Origin of the sequence: Nocardia sp. NPDC101769 (assembly GCF_044766925.1) — a bacterium.
GTDB lineage: Bacteria > Actinomycetota > Actinomycetes > Mycobacteriales > Mycobacteriaceae > Nocardia.
Genome location: NZ_JBIWMX010000023.1, coordinates 85,045 through 98,825, shown reverse-complemented (window position 1 = coordinate 98,825; position 13,781 = coordinate 85,045). Strand labels below are relative to the sequence as shown.

The 13,781-nt window shown below is 70.8% G+C and carries 18 protein-coding genes; 8 read left to right on the top strand and 10 right to left on the bottom strand.

All coding sequences use genetic code 11. The annotated features are described in order from the left end of the window. Positions 1-11 precede the first annotated feature (11 nt). Both ACIRRA_RS30390 and ACIRRA_RS30385 read left to right on the top strand, forming a co-directional pair. Positions 12-809 (top strand): ABC transporter permease, encoded by a 798-nt coding sequence (locus ACIRRA_RS30390; protein WP_402775261.1) that lies wholly within the window; start codon positions 12-14, stop codon positions 807-809. An 8-nt stretch (positions 810-817) separates the two neighbouring features. Then, entirely contained in the window at positions 818-1,006 is a 189-nt protein-coding gene (locus ACIRRA_RS30385) for a helix-turn-helix transcriptional regulator (protein ID WP_402775136.1), read from the top strand. Between the two features lie 62 nt (positions 1,007-1,068). Here the strand turns inward: ACIRRA_RS30385 and ACIRRA_RS30380 are convergent, their stop codons facing one another. Then, positions 1,069-1,404 carry an RNA polymerase-binding protein RbpA gene (locus tag ACIRRA_RS30380; protein WP_379396508.1) on the bottom strand — a complete coding sequence of 112 codons (336 nt, stop codon included), beginning with the start codon at positions 1,402-1,404 and terminating at the stop codon, positions 1,069-1,071. Positions 1,405-1,598: 194 nt separating this feature from the next. Between ACIRRA_RS30380 and ACIRRA_RS30375 the strand changes: the two genes are divergently transcribed. Beyond that, positions 1,599-1,925, top strand: a complete 327-nt coding sequence (locus tag ACIRRA_RS30375; RefSeq protein WP_040857932.1) for a hypothetical protein — start codon at positions 1,599-1,601, stop codon at positions 1,923-1,925. Here ACIRRA_RS30375 and ACIRRA_RS30370 read toward each other — a convergent pair. Together ACIRRA_RS30370 and ACIRRA_RS30365 are read right to left on the bottom strand one after the other, a co-directional pair. Further along, the gene (locus ACIRRA_RS30370) at positions 1,876-2,934 is read right to left on the bottom strand and encodes a hypothetical protein (RefSeq protein ID WP_402775131.1); all 1,059 of its coding nucleotides are present in this window, start codon (positions 2,932-2,934) and stop codon (positions 1,876-1,878) included. The two genes, ACIRRA_RS30375 and ACIRRA_RS30370, sit on opposite strands and share 50 nt — an antisense overlap. A 10-nt stretch (positions 2,935-2,944) precedes the next feature. Continuing rightward, positions 2,945-3,274 carry a hypothetical protein gene (locus ACIRRA_RS30365; RefSeq protein ID WP_402775128.1) on the bottom strand — a complete coding sequence of 110 codons (330 nt, stop codon included), beginning with the start codon at positions 3,272-3,274 and terminating at the stop codon, positions 2,945-2,947. A gap of 134 nt (positions 3,275-3,408) precedes the next feature. Here ACIRRA_RS30365 and ACIRRA_RS30360 point away from each other — a divergent pair, with 134 nt between their 5' ends. Further along, complete coding sequence (locus ACIRRA_RS30360) at positions 3,409-4,338, top strand: EamA family transporter (protein WP_402775125.1); 930 nt, start codon at positions 3,409-3,411, stop codon at positions 4,336-4,338. 61 nt (positions 4,339-4,399) lie between these two features. Here the strand turns inward: ACIRRA_RS30360 and ACIRRA_RS30355 are convergent, their stop codons facing one another. Then, on the bottom strand, positions 4,400-5,383 hold the full coding sequence (locus ACIRRA_RS30355; protein WP_402775122.1) for a glycosyltransferase family 9 protein: 984 nt from the start codon (positions 5,381-5,383) through the stop codon (positions 4,400-4,402). A 189-nt stretch (positions 5,384-5,572) separates the two neighbouring features. Here ACIRRA_RS30355 and ACIRRA_RS30350 point away from each other — a divergent pair, with 189 nt between their 5' ends. Next, positions 5,573-5,923 (top strand): hypothetical protein, encoded by a 351-nt coding sequence (locus ACIRRA_RS30350; RefSeq protein ID WP_354832313.1) that lies wholly within the window; start codon positions 5,573-5,575, stop codon positions 5,921-5,923. Between the two features lie 115 nt (positions 5,924-6,038). Here the strand turns inward: ACIRRA_RS30350 and ACIRRA_RS30345 are convergent, their stop codons facing one another. Both ACIRRA_RS30345 and ACIRRA_RS30340 read right to left on the bottom strand, forming a co-directional pair. Next, positions 6,039-6,725 carry an SGNH/GDSL hydrolase family protein gene (locus ACIRRA_RS30345; protein WP_402775119.1) on the bottom strand — a complete coding sequence of 229 codons (687 nt, stop codon included), beginning with the start codon at positions 6,723-6,725 and terminating at the stop codon, positions 6,039-6,041. Beyond that, entirely contained in the window at positions 6,722-8,182 is a 1,461-nt protein-coding gene (locus tag ACIRRA_RS30340; RefSeq protein WP_402775116.1) for an MFS transporter, read from the bottom strand. Before ACIRRA_RS30340 ends, ACIRRA_RS30345 begins: the two co-directional genes overlap by 4 nt. A gap of 120 nt (positions 8,183-8,302) precedes the next feature. On the opposite strand from ACIRRA_RS30340, the gene ACIRRA_RS30335 reads away from it, so the two are divergent. After that, positions 8,303-8,938 carry a TetR/AcrR family transcriptional regulator gene (locus tag ACIRRA_RS30335; protein ID WP_402775113.1) on the top strand — a complete coding sequence of 212 codons (636 nt, stop codon included), beginning with the start codon at positions 8,303-8,305 and terminating at the stop codon, positions 8,936-8,938. Between the two features lie 152 nt (positions 8,939-9,090). Here ACIRRA_RS30335 and ACIRRA_RS30330 read toward each other — a convergent pair whose 3' ends face one another. The 4 genes from ACIRRA_RS30330 to ACIRRA_RS30315 all read right to left on the bottom strand — a co-directional run bounded on the left by ACIRRA_RS30330 (position 9,091) and on the right by ACIRRA_RS30315 (position 11,949). Next, a complete protein-coding gene (locus ACIRRA_RS30330; RefSeq protein WP_402775110.1) occupies positions 9,091-9,426 on the bottom strand; it encodes a YnfA family protein in 336 nt (111 codons plus the stop codon). Between the two features lie 69 nt (positions 9,427-9,495). Further along, a complete protein-coding gene (locus ACIRRA_RS30325) occupies positions 9,496-10,725 on the bottom strand; it encodes a Dyp-type peroxidase (RefSeq protein ID WP_402775107.1) in 1,230 nt (409 codons plus the stop codon). Further along, positions 10,718-11,278, bottom strand: a complete 561-nt coding sequence (locus ACIRRA_RS30320) for a copper chaperone PCu(A)C (RefSeq protein WP_402775258.1) — start codon at positions 11,276-11,278, stop codon at positions 10,718-10,720. Before ACIRRA_RS30320 ends, ACIRRA_RS30325 begins: the two co-directional genes overlap by 8 nt. Positions 11,279-11,397: 119 nt before the next feature. Continuing rightward, complete coding sequence (locus ACIRRA_RS30315; protein ID WP_402775105.1) at positions 11,398-11,949, bottom strand: hypothetical protein; 552 nt, start codon at positions 11,947-11,949, stop codon at positions 11,398-11,400. Between the two features lie 413 nt (positions 11,950-12,362). Between ACIRRA_RS30315 and ACIRRA_RS30310 the strand changes: the two genes are divergently transcribed. Both ACIRRA_RS30310 and ACIRRA_RS30305 read left to right on the top strand, forming a co-directional pair. Next, on the top strand, positions 12,363-12,803 hold the full coding sequence (locus ACIRRA_RS30310; protein WP_402775102.1) for a hypothetical protein: 441 nt from the start codon (positions 12,363-12,365) through the stop codon (positions 12,801-12,803). Between the two features lie 236 nt (positions 12,804-13,039). Then, a complete protein-coding gene (locus ACIRRA_RS30305) occupies positions 13,040-13,717 on the top strand; it encodes a response regulator (RefSeq protein WP_379380639.1) in 678 nt (225 codons plus the stop codon). Positions 13,718-13,781 lie beyond the last annotated feature (64 nt).

Sequence of the window (13,781 nt, the reverse complement as noted above, 5' to 3'; positions counted from 1 at the left end):
AGGGGCCGATCATGCTGCTACCCCGGGTGGTGCGCGACTCGGCGATCGTGGCCTACCGCAACCTGTTGACCATCCTGCGGGTGCCGACCCTGCTGGTGACGGCCACCATCCAGCCGCTGATGTTCGTGTTCCTGTTCGCCTACATCTTCGGCGCGTCCCTGGGCGGCAGCCAGTACCGGGAGTTCCTGCTGGCCGGAATCTTCACGCAGACAGTCGCTTTCAATGCCGCGTTCACCACCGTCGGCCTGGCCAACGACCTGCACCAGGGCATCATCGACCGGATGCGGACGCTGCCCATGTCGCGGCTGGCGGTGCTGATGGGCCGCACCCTGTCGGACCTGGTGGTCAATGTCCTGGCGCTGGCGGTCATGGTGGTCTGCGGGTATCTGGTCGGCTGGCGGATCAACGGGTCGATCATGGACGCGGTGCTGGCGTTCGGGGTGATCCTGCTGTTCGCGTTCGCCATGTCGTGGGTCGGGGCGATCACCGGGCTCGTGTCGCCCAGCGTCGAGGTGGCCCAGAGTGCCGGTCTCATCTGGCTCTTCCCGCTGACCTTCATCTCCTCGGCATTCATCTCCGGGGAGACGCTGCCCGGCCCGCTGCGCACGGTCGCCGCCTGGAATCCGATCACCGCGGTGTCGGCGGCCGGGCGCAAGCTGTTCGACAACGGCTCCCCGCCGTCGTTCAAACCGGCCACCGGCTGGCCCGCCGACCACTGCGTCGAATACTCCATCTACTGTTCGCTGGCCATCCTGGCGATCTCGGTGCCGATCGCCCTGCTGCAGTACCGGAAGGTGGCCAGTCACTGAGCCCCAGCATGCGTGAGCACGAGATCGCCGCGCTGGTGCTGGCGGGCAACTCCACCCCGCAGATCGCCGCCACCCTGGTGGTGTCGCCGTTCACGGTGCAGCAGCACCTGAAGTCCATCTTCGAGAAGTCCGGGGTGCGCAGCCGCCGGGAGCTCGTCGCCAATCTCCTTGCCGTCCACTACGGCTCACCGGGCTGACCTCGGCACGGGAAGGGCCCCGCACCGGTGTGGTGCGGGGCCCTTCCCGTTCGTCGCTGTGCTCAGCCGCGGCGGCGGGTCTTGAGCAGGTCCATGCGCTCCTGCAGGAGCTCCTCGAGCTCCTCCTTGCTGCGACGCTCCAGCAGCATGTCCCAGTGGGTGCGGGGCGGCTTGACCTTCTTGGGCTCCTGCGTGGTGCCTTCGAGCAGGATGCCCTCCTGGCCGTTGCGGCACAGCCAGGTCGGAGGAATTTCGGCGTCGTCGGCGAAGGGAACGTCGAATTCCTCGCCGTTGTCGGTGCGGTACCGCGCCATCCGACGCGGCGCCAGGTCGTGGTCGCGGTCGGTCTCGTAGCTCACCGCTCCGAGCCGAGACCCCCGGAGTACGCGATCTGCCATGAGTGCGGTCCCTTCTCGCCTGTCGGCAATGTTCTACATCAGTGTTTCTGCAGCTGCGCTACCTACTGTCAACGCAGCCGCGCACGTGTCGGTTCCCGTGGGAGAACCCTGCCATCCTACTCGTCCGGCGCGCCCACTCCGCGCGGCGTGCCCTTCCGCCCGGTCGCGGCCGCAAACCGCTAATGTGACGGACCATGTCTCGACGCGTGCTGTCCTGCTGCCAATGGTGCGGGCGGGAGATCGCCGAATCGGAGATCGGACGCCGCCGGCGGTACTGCCGGCAATCGTGTCGCCAGCGGGCGTACGAACATCGAAACAGCGTGAAGGGCACCGGCATTCCCGAGGATTCGGTGGTGCTCAGTGCCCAGGAGGTCTCGGACCTGTCCGATCGCTGGTTCGCCGCCCGCTGCGCCGCCGAGGACGTGGCCACGGCGGTCGCGGAGGGCGCCGAGATGATCGAACTCGCCGATCTCACCGCGACATTGGTGGCGTTGACGCGCGAGGCAGAACGGCTGCGCTGACCGCGGCGTGGCGGCCGGCGGGCAGGGCACGCACGCTCAGTGCGTAGACGATGCCGATGCCGAGCGCGGTGACGGCGGCGACAAGGCCGAGGGCGGTGAGGGTTTCACCGTCGGGCCGGGTCACCGGCTGCCCGCGCAGTGCCTGCCACATCAGCAGCGCCACCAGAGCGGTGTAACCGAGCGCCAGCACCCCGATCAGCCGGGTGCGGGTGCGCTCGGTGTGCAGCCATGTCACGGCGGGGGCGAGGCGGCTCAGCACGATGGCCGCCACGATGAGCAGTTGGATGCCGTGCAGGCCCGCGAAATGCGCGATCCGCATGTCGCCGCCGGCGGTGCTCCAGTGTGTGATCGGCATGCCCGCGACACCGTCGCGGACGGCGGGCTGCCCGCTGACGAACGTGTGTCCCGCGCCCAGCCGCACCGGGTGCCCGTAGGCGTCGGTGGTCTGCTGTTCGCCGCTGAAGCCCATGGTGTAGCCCAGCGCCATGCCGAACACCGCGATGCCCAGGCCCGCACGGATGGCCAGCGAGGTGGGCCGGTCGGTGACGCGCTGCCACGAAAGGGTCACCGCGATCACCAGATTCGCCAGGAACAGTCCGGGCACGCCGGTCATGAACACCCACTGGCCGATGGTGTTGACCGCGTCGTGCTGGGTGTTGAAGTGGCTGAAGGTGCCGCGCGCGGCCTGCACCACCACGAAACCGACGTCCACGATGGCGGTGGCGGCGAAGACGGCGCCCATCCACCAGGTCAGCCGCTGCCCGCGGTGCGGGAACGACACCAGCCATGCGAGGGTGCCGCAGTAGAGAACCATGGCGATGGCGAACTTGAGCGGTTTGAGCCACACCGATTCGCCCAGCAGCATGCGGTCGTCGACGACCATGGCGCCCAGGGAGAACACGGCCAGGGCCGCCATGGCCGCGGTGGTGACGAGCAGGGGGCGATGCAGCCGGCGCGTACGGACGGTGGCGGTGAACGGCGCGAGCGGCGGACGATCGAGCGTGGTCATGACGGTGACGCTAGGTCCGTGAGTCCACCCGCCACGTCCCCCGGCGGAGGGGCGGGCACGTAGTACCCGGGTATGAGAACAGCCGCGGCGGTATGAGCCGGGGCTGTTCTGCGTGGGCCGCGAACGCCGTTGTCGCGCAACCGATCCGCGCACCCCTCATCGGCGTCCGGATCACCCGCGGCATCTGCGCCCGGCGCGGGGTGAATGCGCCATCGATCCGGGCAGCGTCGGCCACCGGGTGACCCGTGAGCTCGTGTGCGGTGTGCGGGTCGGTGGCGGCGAGCGCGGTCAGGGTGGCGCCGACGATGGCGGTGACGGCCGCGGTGCGGGTCGCGACCACGGGAACAGGCCGCGGGCGCAGGGGCAGACCCGAGGTTCGGGGAGCGGACCGGAGTCAGGAAACGGGCAGCCGCGGTGGGGCCGCCCGCGGCTGGATCGCCGAGGCCCCTGCCGACGGGGCGTTACGGTGGCGGGATGGGTACGTCCGTCGTAGTCGAGAGTCCGCGCCGGACAGTGCCACCCGGCTGGTCGGTGCCGCTGATCTTCATTGCGGGCGGCGTCTCGCAGTATCTCGGCGCGGCGATCGGCGTCCATCTGTTCGGCACGGTCGAGCCCGCGACGGTGGCCTGGCTGCGCGCGGCGGCCGCGGGTGTCGCCCTGCTGGCGTGGCGGCGGCCCTGGCGCCGGTGCTGGACCCGCCGCTCGATCGGGGTGGCCGCCGGGTTCGGCGTGGTGACCCTGGGCATGAATATCGCCTTCTACGAGGCGATCGCGCGGATCCCGCTCGGCACGGCGGTCGCCATCGAATTCCTGGGACCGGTCGCGGTGGCGACTCTCGGGTCGCGCCGGGCCCGCGATCTTCTCGCTGTCGCCCTGGTGGTCGCCGGTGTCGTCCTGCTGGCGGGTGTCTCGTCCGATGCCCGCCCGGCTGGTGTCGTGTTCGCCTTGCTGGCGGCGGCGCTGTGGGCGGGTTACATCCTGCTCGGCAAGCGGGTGGCCGATGCCGGTTCGGGCCTGGACGCCCTGGCCGTCGGCATGGCCGCCGCCGCACTCCTGCTGGCCCCGATCCTGGTGACCCGCCAATGTGTGCTCGCCCCAGCCGCTTTCGCGGACCCGGGCACCTGGCTGCTGGGCGTCGGTGTCGGCGTCCTGTCCAGTGCTGTCCCCTATGCCCTCGACCAGCTGGTCCTGGGTACGGTCGGTCGCGCCCGTTTCGCCTTGCTGCTGGCCCTGCTCCCGGCGACCGCGGCCGTCATCGGCGCGGTCGCGCTGGCCCAGCGGCCCGCTGTCCCCGAACTCGCGGGCATCGCGCTGGTGATGGTGGCCCTGACTCTCAGTGCGACGCAACGCAATAGCCGTCCGCGGTTACGTGGGAACGCGCGGCCGTCCGAACCGCGGGAATGAACGCGGGCGCGATCTCGGCGGGTTCGCCGGGCGAAGCCCCCGAGAGCTCAGGGAACCGGACTCACCCCACGCGCCGGTAGGTCTGCTGGGCGCGGCGGTCCAATCCGGTGCCGGGCCAGGGGCGTTTGCGCAGTTGCTTGTCGACGGCGTTGGCGACCTCGGGCACACCGATTTTCAGCAGCCCCGGGTCGATGTCGTCGGCGTCCGGATCGCCGGTCTGCCCGGCCCAGAGCACCGCGTGGCGGCCGAGCAGGTGTGGGGGCGGGCCGCTGCGGCTGGGCGGGTTGGGGCCGAAGAGCAGGACGGTGCGGGTGCCGAAGGCGGTGGCCAGGTGGGCGACGCCGGTGTCGCCGCACACCACGAGAGCGGCTTCAGCGACGGTGGCGGCCAGTTCGATGAGGTTCTGCTGGCCCGCGAGGACTCGCGCCGATGAGAGTCCTGCGCGGGTGGCGACGCCGAGCGCGGTCTCGCGTTCGGATTCGTCACCGGTCACTACGACGTCGCGATCCTGTACCAGCAGATGCCGGACCACGGCGGCGAACCGGTCGGCCGGCCAGCGCCGGGCGGCCGCGCCGGCTCCGATGTGCACGACCACGGCGTCGCGGTGGCTGGTGGTGGCCACCGGCGGCACCAGGCCGAGGTTGCGGCGGTCGGCGGCGATGCCGTCGAATTCGAGTAGATGGCACCAGCGGTCGACGTCGTGCATGTCGGGCTGCCAGTCCGGGCCGGGCAGGTCGGGGAAGGCCGGATTGCGGTAGGTGAGAATGCGATCGGGTTTGGTGCGGGAGAGTTCGACGATGCCCTCGGCGCCGTCGAGGTTGACGGCCAGGGCCGGCGATTCGCCGTCCCAGCGCAGTCCGACGGTGTCGTAGACCGGAACCATTTCGTCGACGGAGGCGATGAGGTCGACGATCGGTTTCAGGCGATGGGGCGCTGCCAGTGCGATGTGGTCGCCGGGCCGGGCCCGGCGCAGGGCGCGCAACGCGGGAACGGCGGTGAGGAGATCACTCAATCCACGTGCTCGCAGCACTAGTACAACCGCCACCTGAATTCTCCTAGCCGGCCACGCTGCCCACGACGCTGCGGTCCGCCACCGGACGCGCGGGGACCATTGCGTGAGGACTACCCGGCCTGTACGGGGGTGAAACCCTGGGGACCGGTCCGCACGACGGCGGAAAACCGCGGGTACTACCGGCTGTCGTTGTCGCGGGTGGATGGATTACCGTGTGCAGTCATGACGGTCGTCTACAACCTCATGGTCACGGCTCATCTGCTCGGTATGGCGGCGGTGGTCGGCGGGTATGTCGCCTCTCAGCCGCGGGTGTCGGAACTGATGGTGTGGGGCGCGCGTGTGCAGATCCTCACCGGGGTGATCCTGCTCGGCATGGCCGAGTCGATCCATTCGCTGGGCAAGGACCCCAACATGGCGAAGATGATCACCAAACTCGTGGTGGCGGTGCTGGTCGCGGCCTTCGCCGAAATGGGGCGCGCGGACGCCAAGCGCGGCAAGGAGGTGGCGTGGATGACCCACGCGGCCGGCGGGCTGGCGATCCTGAACGTCTTCATCGCGGCGCTGTGGAAGTGACCGGGCGCGAAACCGTGAGCGCGACAACCGCATAGCGTTTCCCTGCGTGAAAGGCGATGCCGCACAGGGTGCATGACTGCACCGTGTGCGGCATCGGGCGTTCGCGGGTCCCGGCTCAGGGGTGCCGCACCAGCTCGGGCGGGAGTTCGCGGGCGGTGCGGCGGGCCAGGTTCTTGGCGATCTCGGCGGCGACCACCGCGTGCCCGGCCATGGTCAGGTGGATGAGATCGGCGGAGAGCCAGTCGGGGCGCAGTCGCGCCGGGTGGTCCCAGAATTCGGTGAGGATGGCGTCGTGGCGGTCGGCGACGCGGCGCACGGCGTCGGCGAATCCGGCGAACACCGAGCGCAGGGGAGCCATGCGCCCGGTGAAGGAGTCGGCCAGGGTGAACAGTGACAGCCGCGCGCCGGTGGCGACCACCCGGGTGCACAGCTCGTCGAGGGCGGCCTCCACGCCGGGTAGCCGGGCATTGCGCAGGAACAGGTCGTTGCCGCCGCAGGTGACGTGCACCAGGTCCGGGCGGAACGCCTCGAGCGCGGGCAGCTGCCCGGCGGTGACGTCGGCGATGACCGCGCCCGGGACGCCGGTGTTGAGGTAGTCGGTGCGGGGGTGGGCGGCCAGCAGCCAGCGCGCCATGCGGTCGGCCCAGGGCACCGTGTCGTAGCCGGGCCAGGGGTCGCCGGTGCCGGCGGCGGTGGAGTCACCGATGACGGCGAACCGCCGGAACGGCACCGCGCGCAGGATTGCGGCGGCTGCCGGATCGGACAGGGTGAACGGATCGGTGGCTTCGGTGCGGGCGGTCATGGCTGGGGCTCCTCGGCTCGGATCGGCAGGGCGGCGAGAACGGCTGCGGCGATGGCGATTCCGGCGCAGACGGCGAACAGGGTGTGGAAGGCGGTGAGCGGCCGGCCCGGGTGGGCGGCGAAGACCGCGGCGAGGACGGCCACCCCGAGCGCGCCGCCGGATTGGCGGGCGGTGAGGTTCATGCCGACCCCGGCCGCGAACCGGTGCGGCGGCAGCGATCGTGCGGCGGCGGTGCCGAGCACGGTGATGAGCAGGCCGATGCCGCCGCCACCGAGCAGTCCGGCCGGCACCCACGCCGTCCACAGCGCCGGGGTGGCGTCCCAGCTGCCGGTGCTCATGGAGAGGGTGGACGCGGCGAACATGACCGCGCCGAGCACGCCCAGCCACCGCTGCCACGGCACCGGTGCGCGCCCGGCGAGGACTGCGGTGACCATGGAGGCGATCGCGCCGACGGTCATGGCGGCCGCCGACTGCAGCACCGAGTAGTGCCACATGGTGTCCAGCCACAGCGGTCCGGCCAGCAGCCACGCGAACATGGTCGCGCCGAAGACGAAGGCGACGGCATTGACCAGCGCGTAGTGGTGGCTGCGCCACAGCCCGACGGCGATGGCGGGGCGCGGATGAGTCCGCGACCGCCACAGCGCGAGGCTCAGGAGTACGAGCCCGCCGAGACCGGTGACGAGGGTTTGCCAAGCGTCCCAACCCCATTGCTGTCCCTGGGTGACCGCGGCGACGACCGCGCCGATGCCGAGTCCGGTGGCGATGGTGCCGACCGGGTCGGGCAGCCCGTGCGCATGTCGCTGATCGCCGCGGGCCGCCCGCCGTCCGGTGGCGATGAGCAGTGCCGCGATCGGCACGTTGATGACGAAGACCGAACGCCAGCCGAACCAGTCGACCAGCGCCCCGCCCACGGCCGGCCCGACGGTGGCGGCGAATCCACCGGCCGCGGTCCAGGCGGCCATGGCGACGCCGATGCGGGCGGGCGGGGTGACGCTCAGGATCAGGCCGAGTCCGGCCGGGATGAGGAAGGCCGCGGTCGCGCCCTGCAGGAAGCGGCCGGCGATGAGCCAGTCCGCCCCCGGCGCGAACGCGCACAGCAGCGAGGTGAGCGCGAATCCGGCCAGGGCGGTGAGGAATACGCGCCCGCGGCCGAGGGCGTCGGCCAGTTGCCCGGCGGGGGTGAGCAGGGCGGCGAAGGCGACGGCGTAGCCGCTCACCACCCAGGTGAGGGTGGTGGCGGCGGTGCCGGGGTAGTCGCGGGTGATGGCGGGGAAGGCGATATTGACCACGGACAGGTCCAGGAAGGACATGAACGCCGCGCCGGAGGCGACGAGCAGGGCGAGACGGGCCGGCTGGTGGGACGGGGTTGTGGCCGAGGGAGATTGGCCGGGGTGGGGTGCGGTGCTCGGCGGGGAGGTGTCGAGTGGTGCCGGCTGGCGCCGGCTGATGTCGGTCATGACGGGCTCTCTGCGGTACGGGTGTCGGAGCGGGATCAAAACTGTACGCACGATCGTTCGTATTTATGAAAAGTACGACCGATCGTGCGTAAAAGCAACGGCCGGTGCGAAGATGAAGGGGTGGATGAACCGGTGCAGCCTTCCGAACAGGAGATTTCCGATCAGCGGCGGCTCAAGGGGGCGCGCGCCCGCGCGACCATCGCCCGTCATGCCGCCGACGTGGCCTCGGTCGAGGGATTGACCGGGCTGAGCCTCGGCCGGCTCGCCGGGGATCTGGGGGTCAGCAAGTCGGGGGTGGCGACGCTGTTCGGCACCAAGGAGAACCTGCAACTGGCCGCGGTGCAATCGGCGCGCGAGGTGTTCATCGAGCACGTCGTCCGCCCCGCCCTGAGTGCGGACCGTGGCATGCCGCGACTGCGGGCGATGATCGGCCACTGGTTCGACTACGTGGGTGAGCCGCTGCTGCCCGGAGGCTGCTTCCGTGGCGCGAGCGTGCCCGAGTTCGACAGCCGCCCGGGCCCGGTGCGCGACGCCCTGGCGGCCGACCGCGACGACTGGTTCGCGGTGCTGGAGAAGGAGATCGGCCGCGCGCAGGAGCAGGGCTACCTGGCCGGGCTGGACCCGCACACCGTCGCGTTCCAGCTGGATGCGGTTGTGGCGGCGGCGAATACGGCCGCGCGGATGGGTGACGACACCGCCCTGCCCACCGCCCGAGCCATCATCGAGGGGCTGCTCGGGTCGACGCTCGAACGCTGATCGTGGCGGTGACCGGCGCGAACCCGTAATCCGTTCCCGCACCGCAATTCTGCATCGACTGCAAGGATGCGGTCATCCCGCCGTTCTGCGTGGCCTGCGTGAATGCAGTTCGGGCGCAGCCGGTTTCACGTGGAGCAACGCTCCCGCGCGTCTCACGCCGAGCGTGGCGCGTACATGATGAGCCCGACCCCGGCCAGGCACACCAGTGCGCCGATCACATCCCAGCGGTCGGGCCGGAAGCCGTCCAGCGCCATGCCCCACAGCAGCGACCCCGCCACGAAGACGCCACCGTAGGCGGCGAGGATGCGCCCGAAGTGGGCGTCGGGCTGCAGGGTGGCCACGAACCCGTAGCAGCCGAGTGCCACCACGCCCGCCCCCAGCCACAGCCAGCCGCGGTGCTCGCGCACTCCCTGCCAGATCAGCCACGCGCCACCGATTTCGGCGACGGCTGCCAGCCCGAAGAGCACGATCGATCGCAAGACGGTCATGGCAGCCCACCCTAGAGTCCGCGGCCGGTGTCCGGTCGGACCGCCCCGGGTGCGGTCCGACCGGTCCGGTCATCGTTGGGCATCGACGCTCTCGAACAGTTGCTGTCCGAGGTAGCCGCCCGGGCCGGGCACGCCGGGCGGGACGGCGAAGACCGCCGAGCCGACCGGTGTGGTCCATTGGTTGAGGGCGTCGAAGTCGGCCAGTCGCTGCTGCACCGGCAGGTACTGGGCGTCGATGTCGCGCTGGAAGGACGCGAACAGCAGGCCCGAGTTGGAGACGTGCCCGGGGGCGGGCGCGTCGTCGTAGTTGTAGCCGCGGCGCAGGAACCGCTCCCCGGCGTGGGCGTGGTGGGCGCGGGCGATGTGGGAGGACGGCGGGATCTTCGGGATGCCGTACTGGTCCACGGCCGCGAAGTCGGGTTCGTCGAATTCCCGGGTGCCCGACAGGGGCGCCCCGTGCTCGACGGTGCGGCCGACGGTGATGGCGCGCCCGTCGGCGTCGAGTTCGTCCCAGGTCTCGAGGTTCATGGCGATGCGCCGCAACACCATCGAGGTGCCCCCGGCCAGCCACGGCCGCACCGATCCGTCGTCCCACACGAGGCGATCGAAATCGGTTGTCCTGGGCGCGATATTGACCGTGCCGTCCACCGAGCCCATGAGATTGCGCATGGTCCGGCCGCGAGCGGCATTGCGGAACCCGCGCTGCACCCATTTCACCGTGACCAGCGATTTCACATGCTTGGACAGCACCCGCACCGCGTGCGAGACCGTGGTGGCCTCGTCGGCGCAGATCTGCAGGAGCAGATCACCCCCACACCAGACGGCGTCGAGTTTGTCGATGCCGAAGGGCGGCAACGGTTTGAGCCAGTGCGGGCGCTGGTCCTCGAGTCCGGAGACCGTGAACAGCCGCGGCCCGAATCCGACGGTGACGGTGAGCCGGGCGGGCCGGGCGGCCAGTTCCGGTTCGGTGTCCGCGAGTGCCGGTTTGCCCTGGGTGAGCCGGGAGGCGTCGTCGGTCCAGATCTCGAGCAGGCCGATGATGTCCTCGCGCTGTGCGCCCGTCACCAGGTCGAAGGCGACGAAGGCCGCGTGGAGCGGCGGATCCGTCGCGATGCCCGCCTGATGAGGGCCGTGGAACGCGACCGTGTCCAGCGCGGGATCGCGGTCGTGGTCGCGGTGGGTGAGTGTGGCCGCGCCCCAGCCGATTCCGGCGGCCCCGGCGGCGCCCGCCACGGCGGCGCCGCCGCCGAGCAGTCGGCGCCGGGACAGGCGGGGGTGCGGTTGCGGCCGGTCAGCCACCGTGGGCGGCGTTGTCGCCGGAGGGCTGGTAGTTCTCCTTGCCGCCCGCGAAGTCGCGTACCTGCGCGGTGACGGTGGTGCTGGAGCCGTCGGAGAAGGTGAGCGTGATGGGGGTGTCCGCGCCGGTGCGCAGCGGGGCCTTCAACCCCATGAACATGAGGTGGTCGCCGCCGGGCTTCAGGGTCGCGCTGCCGTGGGCGGGGATGACGATGCCACCGGCCTTGGGCCGCATGGTCTTCTCTCCGGCCCCGTCGGGAACGACCTCGTGGATCTCCACGGTCGCCGAGGCCGGGCTGGTGGCCGCGATCAGGTTGATCGGCTTGTCGGAGGTGTTCGCGAGGGTGCCGAAGGCGGCGGACATGCCGCTGTCGGCGGCCTTGATCCACTGATCGGTCATGGTGATCTGGTCGGCGGCCTTGCCGGTGGCGTCCGAGGCGGTCTGCGAGGAGGAGCAGGCGACGGGCAGCAGCGCCAGGGTCGCGACGGCGGCGGCCGCGCCGACGCGGCGCGCGAATCCGCCGGTGCGCAGGCGGAAGCTGTGGCAGGAGGGCATCTGGGACATGGGAAACGGACTCCGTGTGTCAGGGGGAAGGGAGGTCACCCCGGACCGTTCACGGCGACACCGTTCGGCGCAGGCCTGATTCGGCCACTGCGTGGGTAGGCGTCGCGGAGCTATGCCGGAGCGAGGTGTGAGAACGGTGCGTCGGCCCGGGGCGGGCCACGACGCCCTATCCCGGGACTGACGAGCAGGCGTCGCGCCTCAGCGCGATCGTCGGCGGGGCACGGGCGCAGGCGCGTCGCGGGCGGCCGCAGGATCGAACCCAGCGCGAGGATGAACCGCCGCACGCTGGTGATGGCCCGGCGCATGCCGGCCTCGGCGGCGCGAATCGCGAGCGCGCCCACCGGAATTGCGGCCAGGTGGGCCAGCAGCATGGACGGCGGGGAGCCGTGATGGTGGTGGCCCGGCGACATCGACAGCGCCGCATGCCCGATGGACTGCCCGGCCGCCAGCATGGCCATGGTTCCGGCGATCCCGTAGCGGGGGCGCAGGGTCGCCACCACGACCCCGATCAGCGTGCACGCCGCGAACAGCAGGGCGAGCGCGGAACCGTCGAGCAGGGTCGCGCCACCGCCCAGTCCGTGCGCGAGAATCGCCACCGCGCCGGAGGATGCGCCGACGGCAGCGCCGCGCAGGCGCGCGGTGTGATCCGTCGGTGAGCGCACCGGGCCATTCTACGACGCCGTGTCGCAGACGATGCTTCGAGTGTCGCCGTCACCCTGAACACCCGGGCGTGCCACTGGCTGTCGGGGCGGTCACCATGCCCATCGTTGGTCGGTCGATTCGACATCGAGTCTCGGCAGAACCAGTCGGTCGGCATCGGCCGACCCCTCCGGTTCCTTCGATCAATGGCGCCGACATGGAGCGTGGCGGCCGAGCGGAGACCTTCGGATCGGGTCCGACGTCGGGCGCGGTTGATGTACAGCATTGTTCGCCATTACGTCAAGACACCATGTTCACCTGCGCGAACCAGGCTCCGCACAATTTGAAGCATGATAATTTCACTTGGTCCAGGTGATCTTCGGATCACGCCCGAATGTTCGTGCAGGCACGGGCATTTCGCAGTGGAAGGTATCTCATGACAACTCCTCGGATGCGTAGCGCCGGGCTCGGTGCCACGGTGGTCGCGGGGGCCGGTGCGGTCTTGCTGGCCCTGATGCCCAGCGCCGCGGCCGACACCGGATTCGGCAACGTGGCGATCGAAGGCAGTGTGAATCCGCAGGTCGGGTGCAGCTACACGCTGACCAGCGGCGACCTGGTGGGTGGCGGGAGCAGCACCCTGAACGGGCAGCCTGTCACCTTTTTCGACAACGGGGCCACCATCGGCACCGGAAAGATCAGTGAGAGTCTGATCCCGGGACCCGCGAAGGTGTCGTGGACGCCCAAGACCGCCGGACAGCACGTCCTCACCGCGACCATGGGTTCCAGCGCGGTCGCCCTGACCCCGCTGACCGAACAGGTCAGCCCCTCCACCTCCACCGGGAGCGCGGGCTGCCCGCTCCCCAGCATCTCGGGCTAGTCGGCATTTTCTCGCAACGGAACTGCCTGCGTAGCAACAGCTCTCGCGGGCGGTTTTTCGTTGTGCGGCTCCGTGCTCGTCGAGGTCGACCGCCGGGTCGCGCAGCAATGTGCGCGGGGTCTCCACGGCCTGCGGGCTCGCTACCGAGTCGGGTCCGCGTGGTACGACCAGCGTCTCCACGAGATCTTCACATTCGACGCGAACCATCTCCACGGCGGTTGCCTAATGTCACCTGCATGGAAACCAGTGCGCGCCGGATCCTCGTCGTCGAGGACGAGCCGACCATCGCGGAATCCCTCGCCGCCCGCCTACGCGCCGAGGGATACGCGGTCGACATCGCGCACGACGGGCCCGCGGCCGTGGCGGCCGACGCGGCCGGGGACCCGGATCTGGTGGTGCTGGACGTGATGCTGCCCGGCTTCGACGGGCTCGAGGTCTGCCGCCGCATCCAGGCCCGTCGCCCGGTGCCGGTGCTCATGCTGACCGCCCGCACCGACGAAACCGACATGCTCGTCGGCCTCGGGGTCGGCGCGGACGACTATCTGACGAAACCGTTCTCCATGCGCGTGCTCACCGCCCGCGTGCACGCCCTGCTGCGCCGCGTGGACCGCACCGCCGCCCCGGTCGCCGCCATCGTGGTCGGTGATCTGCGCATCGACACCGATCAGCGGCGGGTGTGGCGCGGCGACGCCGAAACCCAGCTCACCCCACTGGAATTCGAGCTGCTGGTGCACCTGGCCCGCCGGCCGCGCACCGTGCTGGCCCGGGAGCGACTACTCAGCGAGGTGTGGGGCTGGGCCGATGCCTCGGGTACCCGCGCCGTCGACAGCCACGTCAAGGCACTGCGCCGCAAGCTCGGCGCGGACCTGATCCGCACCGTGCACGGCGTGGGATACGCGCTGGAGGCTCGATGAACGGCGGTGGGCGCGGATCGGAGGGGAGCGGTGAGCGTGCGAGAGTGGTTGCGGGCGGCCGGGA

Bases quoted from the DNA above. Each gene is read 5' to 3' on its own strand.
- ACIRRA_RS30390 (WP_402775261.1), top strand. From the start codon at position 12: ATGCTGCTACCCCGGGTGGTGCGCGACTCGGCGATCGTGGCCTACCGC.
- ACIRRA_RS30385 (WP_402775136.1), top strand. From the start codon at position 818: ATGCGTGAGCACGAGATCGCCGCGCTGGTGCTGGCGGGCAACTCCACC.
- ACIRRA_RS30380 (WP_379396508.1), bottom strand. From the start codon at position 1,404: ATGGCAGATCGCGTACTCCGGGGGTCTCGGCTCGGAGCGGTGAGCTAC.
- ACIRRA_RS30375 (WP_040857932.1), top strand. From the start codon at position 1,599: ATGTCTCGACGCGTGCTGTCCTGCTGCCAATGGTGCGGGCGGGAGATC.
- ACIRRA_RS30370 (WP_402775131.1), bottom strand. From the start codon at position 2,934: ATGACCACGCTCGATCGTCCGCCGCTCGCGCCGTTCACCGCCACCGTC.
- ACIRRA_RS30360 (WP_402775125.1), top strand. From the start codon at position 3,409: ATGGGTACGTCCGTCGTAGTCGAGAGTCCGCGCCGGACAGTGCCACCC.
- ACIRRA_RS30350 (WP_354832313.1), top strand. From the start codon at position 5,573: ATGACGGTCGTCTACAACCTCATGGTCACGGCTCATCTGCTCGGTATG.
- ACIRRA_RS30345 (WP_402775119.1), bottom strand. From the start codon at position 6,725: ATGACCGCCCGCACCGAAGCCACCGATCCGTTCACCCTGTCCGATCCG.
- ACIRRA_RS30340 (WP_402775116.1), bottom strand. From the start codon at position 8,182: ATGACCGACATCAGCCGGCGCCAGCCGGCACCACTCGACACCTCCCCG.
- ACIRRA_RS30330 (WP_402775110.1), bottom strand. From the start codon at position 9,426: ATGACCGTCTTGCGATCGATCGTGCTCTTCGGGCTGGCAGCCGTCGCC.
- ACIRRA_RS30320 (WP_402775258.1), bottom strand. From the start codon at position 11,278: ATGCCCTCCTGCCACAGCTTCCGCCTGCGCACCGGCGGATTCGCGCGC.
- ACIRRA_RS30310 (WP_402775102.1), top strand. From the start codon at position 12,363: ATGACAACTCCTCGGATGCGTAGCGCCGGGCTCGGTGCCACGGTGGTC.
- ACIRRA_RS30305 (WP_379380639.1), top strand. From the start codon at position 13,040: ATGGAAACCAGTGCGCGCCGGATCCTCGTCGTCGAGGACGAGCCGACC.